The organism is Herbaspirillum sp. CF444, from assembly GCF_000282135.1.
Lineage (GTDB): Bacteria > Pseudomonadota > Gammaproteobacteria > Burkholderiales > Burkholderiaceae_D > Herbaspirillum.
Genome location: NZ_AKJW01000078.1, coordinates 38,506 through 44,604 on the forward strand (window position 1 = coordinate 38,506; position 6,099 = coordinate 44,604).

At 62.3% G+C, this 6,099-nt stretch carries 6 protein-coding genes; 3 read left to right on the forward strand and 3 right to left on the reverse strand.

Translation table 11 applies throughout. The features are described from left to right. The first annotated feature begins 144 nt into the window (after positions 1-144). Positions 145-759: a GNAT family N-acetyltransferase gene (locus PMI16_RS17790; RefSeq protein ID WP_007882118.1), complete on the forward strand. Its 615-nt coding sequence runs from the start codon at positions 145-147 to the stop codon at positions 757-759. A 19-nt stretch (positions 760-778) separates the two neighbouring features. Here the strand turns inward: PMI16_RS17790 and PMI16_RS17795 are convergent, their stop codons facing one another. The 3 genes from PMI16_RS17795 to PMI16_RS17805 form a co-directional block, all read right to left on the reverse strand. After that, positions 779-1,294, reverse strand: a complete 516-nt coding sequence (locus PMI16_RS17795; RefSeq protein WP_007882119.1) for a GFA family protein — start codon at positions 1,292-1,294, stop codon at positions 779-781. A gap of 9 nt (positions 1,295-1,303) precedes the next feature. Continuing rightward, positions 1,304-2,059: an ArsR/SmtB family transcription factor gene (locus PMI16_RS26775; protein ID WP_007882120.1), complete on the reverse strand. Its 756-nt coding sequence runs from the start codon at positions 2,057-2,059 to the stop codon at positions 1,304-1,306. A gap of 83 nt (positions 2,060-2,142) precedes the next feature. Then, positions 2,143-3,618 carry an aspartate/glutamate racemase family protein gene (locus PMI16_RS17805; protein WP_007882121.1) on the reverse strand — a complete coding sequence of 492 codons (1,476 nt, stop codon included), beginning with the start codon at positions 3,616-3,618 and terminating at the stop codon, positions 2,143-2,145. 230 nt (positions 3,619-3,848) lie between these two features. On the opposite strand from PMI16_RS17805, the gene PMI16_RS17810 reads away from it, so the two are divergent. Then, positions 3,849-4,781, forward strand: coding sequence for a LysR substrate-binding domain-containing protein (locus PMI16_RS17810; RefSeq protein ID WP_007882129.1), 933 nt, complete (start codon positions 3,849-3,851; stop codon positions 4,779-4,781). Between the two features lie 221 nt (positions 4,782-5,002). After that, a partial coding sequence (locus PMI16_RS17815; protein ID WP_007882130.1) for a methyl-accepting chemotaxis protein occupies positions 5,003-6,099 on the forward strand: 1,097 nt, incomplete at its 3' end.

Here is a 6,099-nt window from a genome sequence, read left to right on the forward strand (position 1 = left end):
CAGTTCCAAACGCCCGGTACAAACGATAATAATTAGGGCCTGTTCACAGTAAATCTGAGGTATGAAGAATCCACGAGAAAATCCACGTGACGCCGGCACGAACGCGATGCTAAGGTAGCCGCTCTCCGCCGACGAAAGCACGCGATGCTCCATTCGCAATCAGACACTCATCCCGCCGCACACACATCCACGACCGGGTTCTTAACGCGCCCGCTGGAAGAGCGAGACATCGCGACGCTGGATTCCATACTGCGCGAACATGTGCGCGACTTGCATAGCGGCGAAGTAGTCGAGAGCGAAGTCGATGCCATCAAAGCCTATATGCGAGGAGCGACGGATGAATTCGGGCGCACGCGCCGCTACCTGGTGGCCGGCGATGGCGAAGGAAGAGCAATCGCCTGCATGGCCTTGTCGGCGCCGGAGGCGCGCATGACGCTGCATTTCGACGAGGAGACGGCAGCATCGGCATCGGACATCGCCTCTGTCGAACTGCTCAACGCTTTCGTCGCCACGGCCGCGCGTGGCAAGGGCGTCGGGCGCATGCTGTTCGAAGCGATCTGTCGGCTGGGCGCGGCGGACGGCGCCGGCTGCCTGCTGGTCAATAGCGGCCCGCGCTACCGCCACAGCTGGGCCTTTTATGACCGCGTGTGCGACGGCAGCCATGGTTTCATCAACGACTATTATGGCGAGGGTCGCCACGCGAAGACGTGGCGAAAAAATCTTCGGGCTTGCGCTCCTGAACCGGCCACGTCGGCATGACGCGCGCGCCGCGCCACGTTCAGGAATGGAACATCATCGCAATCCTGGCCGCAATGAGCTTCACGATGAACCGGAACGGATAGGACGGGGAGCTCGGCACGTCGGACGGCAGCGGATCCGTCGCCGTCCTGGATCTGGTGCAAATGCGCATCTGCACCGGCGCGGCATCTTCCGGAAAACGGGCCCGGTACATCGATACCCAGTGCCTGCCGTCATCGAAGCTCATCAGCATGGCGCTATTGCAGCAGGTGGCGACCATGCGATTGGTCGCCGACGTCGCCTCGATCTTGTAACTTTTCAGCAGCGCCGCGCCCTTCACGAGCGTCACGCGATCCTTGCGATACGCCACATAGGCGGTCCCGCCATCGGGGTCCTGAATGGCGGCGGCATCGGGCAAGGCCGCAATCTCGCGCGATCCCCGCTGACAATCCTTGCAGTAACAGATGGCGCTGACGATCGGGGCGGCGCGCGCCTTCAGGGCGACGCTTCCGCACCTGCACGATACGACCAGTTCCTGCGTTGGCGAGGCCGGCATCACTCGCCCCTAAGCGGAAGCGAAGTTGAGCCCGTTTCCGGTCTCGAGCAGGGACTTGAGGCTGGACGCGATCTGGGCCCACGCTTCCTTCAGGCCCTCATGCCCCTCCGGAATGCCGTAATGCAGGATGGTCAGCTTGGTGACTTCGCCGACCGGCTGGATGTCGTACACGATGCGCGACGGTTTGAGATCGGAGCCGAACCAGCTTGGCAGGAAGGTCATTTCGAGCCGCTTGCCGTGCTCGGCGAACAGAATGTCGCCGGACACCATCACCTTGCCCTCCGCGGTGCGGTGTTCGTACTTGCCGCCGGTTTCGAAGCGGCCATGGATTTCCGTGCCGCGAATGTTGTAGCGCCTCGACAATTCCGCGCTGGTCAAGGCCTCCCATAGCTTCCCGGGCGTGGTGCGGATGAAGGTTTCAAGGATGAAATCGGGTTTGACGGAATCCATGGATGATGTCCTTTCCAGTTCGGCCTTCAGGTCCAGGATGGCCCTGGTCAGCGGTTGACGGGTAAGCGGCTCGATCCAGCGGTCGACCAGCGACTGCAGCGGAGCGGCATTGAGATAGTGGTATTTGAACCGGCCGGACCGATGCGTCACCACCAGGGATGCGGCCTCCAGCACCTTCAAGTGCTTCATGACGCCAAAGCGCGTCATGCCCAGCGCGCTTTCGAGTTCGGTGAGCGTCTGGCCGTCGCGTTTGCGCAGCATGTCCAGCAGCTGGCGGCGGGTTTCATCACTCAAGGCTTTAAAGATCGCATCCATGACGCCGATATTAAGTGACTCAATAGTCACGTGTCAATAGGGTCACATGAAATGATGGGACGGCACGATCGCCGTCATGGCGTTCAGGCTGCCTTGCGGGCGACAGGATTGGCGAGAGCCACGCATTTGCGGGCGAGGATTTCGGTCGGGTCGAGCACCGGCACCTGCTTGCCGCCGACGTCGAACTTGTCGTCCTGCGCGATCAGCAGCGGCAGCTCGGTGCAACCGAGCACGATGACGTCGGCGCCGTTGGCAACCAGGTAGGCAATCGCGCGTTTGAGCCTGGCGCGCACGGCGTCGTTGACGAAGCCGGCCTTGACGCCTTGCGCGCCGTAGATGACGTCCATGACGACGGCCTGATGTTCGGCGTCGGGCACGACCATGCGGAATTTGCTGCGCTCGATGTTGTGGTGATAGACGCGGCTGGCGATGGTGCCGGAAGTGGCCAGCAGGCCGATGCTGGTTTTGTCGCCGTGGTGCTTTTCGATATAGCTGACGGTTTCGCCGAGCATGTTGACGATGGGAATCGACAGGTAGGCCTGGATGCGTTCGACGAAGGCGTGCGCGGTGTTGCACGGGATCGCGATCATGTCGGCGTTGTCGTTCTCCAGGCGCTTGCAGGCGGCGTAGATGGCCACCGTCGGGTCGGCGCCGTCGCCGATCAGGTTGTCGGTGCGGTCGGGGATCTTGGGGTTGTGCTCGACCACCAGCTTGATGTGGTCCTGGTCGCGCGCGGCGGGGGTGTTCCTGATGACCTTTTCGATGAAGTCGACGGTGGCCGCCGGACCGACGCCGCCGACCACGCCGATCTTGAACGAGCGGCCGATCTGTTCGGCCTTGAAGCTCAATGCCGATTCCGCATAGATCTGGTTGGTGTCGACGATGGGGATGCCGCGCGCCCTGAGCACTTCGGCCACGGTGGAAATCTCGGTCATGCCGGGCACGATCACCTGCGCGCCCTGGTCGAGCAGATCCCTGCAGGCGCGGTACAGCAGGTCGATCGATTCGCCGTCGAGATAGCCGTTCTTGATGCCGGTGGTGCCATAGACCGCGCGCATCAGGCAGGCATGCTGGATGGCGGCGGCGGGGTAGAGCAACTGTACATCGTCCTCGCCGAAATACTTCTCGAACAAACCCTTCTTGCGCACGTAGCTGGAAGTCAGCACGCCGATCTTCTGCAGCTTGGGCAGGCGCTGCACCAGATGGCGGCGGATGGCGGCGACCATGTCGATCACCGGGATGCCGATCTCGGCCTGCACTTCGTCGAGGAAGGTATGGCTGATGAAGCAGGGCAGCAGCACGGCGCTGCTCTTGCGCTCCTCGAACTCGCGCAGCATGTCGAAGACGTAGAGCTTGCGCGCATTGGTCTCGGCGTTTTCGGCGCCGGCCATGTCGATGTCGTCGAAGGCTTGCTGGCCGAACAGGACCTTGATGCGTTCGTGCGGGGCCGCCTTGGCGGCGACCTTGGTCATTTTGGCGTAAAGGTCGGCGCTGCCGATGGCGCCGAGGCCGCCGACGATGCCGACCGACATGGCGCGCTGGATTTGTTCGACTTTCATGATGGCTGTTTCCGCAGATTCCGAGTGAGCTTGTTCCATGCACCGAGGATAATCCTTACGGCAGGCGAGGCTATGCAAAGTAGTACGGTGGTTATGTCGCTGGAGCATAGTTTGTGGAAAAGGCAGCCGGGCGGGACTTTTCACGCCCGGCGCTTGCTGTTATAGATGCGCTGTTGCATCGCATGCCGATGCACGCAAACACACACACAAACGCCTACAAAGGACGGCAGATGGACATCAAATGGATCGAGGATTTCCTCAGCCTGGCGGCGACGCGCAACTTTTCGCGCTCGGCGGATCACCGCAACGTCACCCAGCCCGCCTTCAGCCGCCGCATCCGCGCGCTGGAAGCCTGGATCGGCGCCGAGCTGGTCGATCGCAGCACTTATCCGCTGACGCTGACGGTGGCCGGCAAGCTGTTCAACGACGCCGCCGCGGAAGCCGTCAAGCTGCTCAACGATGCACGCAACCAACTGCGCAGCGAGCAGACCGCGGACAACATGCTGCGCGTGACGGCCGGGCATTCGCTGGCGCTGAGTTTCTTTCCCGAATGGCTGGACAAGCTCAACGGCGCCGCCAACGATAAAAACAACATCAGTGCGCGCATCGCCGCCACCAACATCCACGATTCGGTGCTGGCGCTGACCGAGGGCGAGTGCGACCTGTTGTTGTGTTTCTATCATCCCCAGCTACCCATCCTGCTCAACCCGGACCAGTATGAATACGTGACGGTCGGCAGCGAACGCGTGATCCCGGTGTCGGCGCCGGACAAGAGCGGCGCACCGCTGTTTCGCTTGCCCGGCAGCAAGAGCAAGCCGACCAGGCTGCTGGCTTACCCGGCGACGTCTTTCCTCGGTCGCGTGATGGAGCTGATCCTGGCCGGCGCGCCGCAAGCGCCGGGCCTGCTGACCAGCTACGAATCGGACATGGCGGAGTTGCTCAAGCGCATGGCGCTCAACGGCCACGGCCTGGCCTGGCTGCCGCAGCGCTCGGTCGTCGAGGAGCTGGATGAAGGCAAGCTGGTGAGCGCCGGCGGCGACGCCTGGTCGCTGGAACTGGAAATCCGCGTGTTCCGTTCACTGCAAAACAAACGGCCGGCGCTGACCCGGCTATGGGAGACGCTGGCGTTGACCGCAACCCCACCAAAATCTCCCACGGCATAGCGGTCGGCTGCGCCTATCCTGACTGCACGCTGAACATTCAGCCGTCGCGTGCTTTTTCCTCAAGTCCTGCATCGCACCATCCGTTAATGCAGGGATGCGCATCGGTTCGTCCCGATCTGCCCGCCACTTTCCGCTGCCGGCCACAAGCCGTCCGCAATCAGTATCAGATAAAGAAGCAGGCAAAGCGACGAACTGCGCCAACATGAGGGAGAGATGGAACAATGAAAAATCTGAAGATCGGTACACGCCTGGGCATCGCTTTTGCGGCACTGCTCATCCTGATGAGCGTCATCACCGGCATCGGCGTCTGGCGCCTGCAGTCGGTCGGCAGCCTGACCGATTTCATGGTCAACGACGCCCTGGCCAAGGAGCGCCTGGTCAATGCCTTCTACAAATCGATCGAACTCAACGTCGGCCGCATCGTCGCCGCCGCCAAGAACGCCGATCCGGTGCAGCAGAAGTTCTACAAGGACCAGATCGTCGCCACCATTTCCCGCAACAACGGTTACGTCAAGCAGATGGAAGAGCTGATCCAGGATCTGGACGGCAAGGCGCTCCTCAACGAGATCAATGAGCACCGCAAGATCGTGATCGCCGACAACACCGCCGTCTTCAAGGAAAAGGATGCCGGCAACGAAGACGCGGCCCGCAAGATCGTCGAGGAAAAACTGATACCGGACAGCCAGCGTTACCTGGCCGCGATTGAAAAACTCTCGAATCGCCAGAGCGACAGCATTACCCGGCTGACGGCCCAGGTCGACGCCGTGTTCCGCACCGCGCGCACGCTGATGATCGCCCTCGGCGGCATCGCGCTGATCGGCGGCATTGCGCTGGCGATCGTCATCACCCGTTCGATCACCCGGCCGCTGGTCAAGGCGGTGGACGTCGCCAGTCGCGTGGCACAGGGCGACCTCGGCACCCAGATCAAGGTCGAGTCGCGCGATGAAACCGGCCAGCTGATGGCCGCGCTCAAGGGCATGAACGACAACCTGGTCAATATCGTCGGCCAGGTGCGCACCGGCACCGACACCATCGCCACCGCCTCGGCCGAAATCGCCAACGGCAACCTCGACCTGTCTTCGCGCACCGAGCAGCAGGCCGGCTCGCTGGAAGAAACCGCCGCCGCCATGGAACAGCTGACCTCCACCGTCAAGCAGAACGCCGAAAACGCCCGCCAGGCCAACCAGCTGGCGGCGTCGGCCTCCGAAGTCGCGATCCAGGGCGGCAGCGTGGTCGGCCAGGTGATCGACACCATGGGCTCGATCAACGATTCCTCCAAGAAGATCGTCGACATCATCAGCGTGATCGACGGCATCGC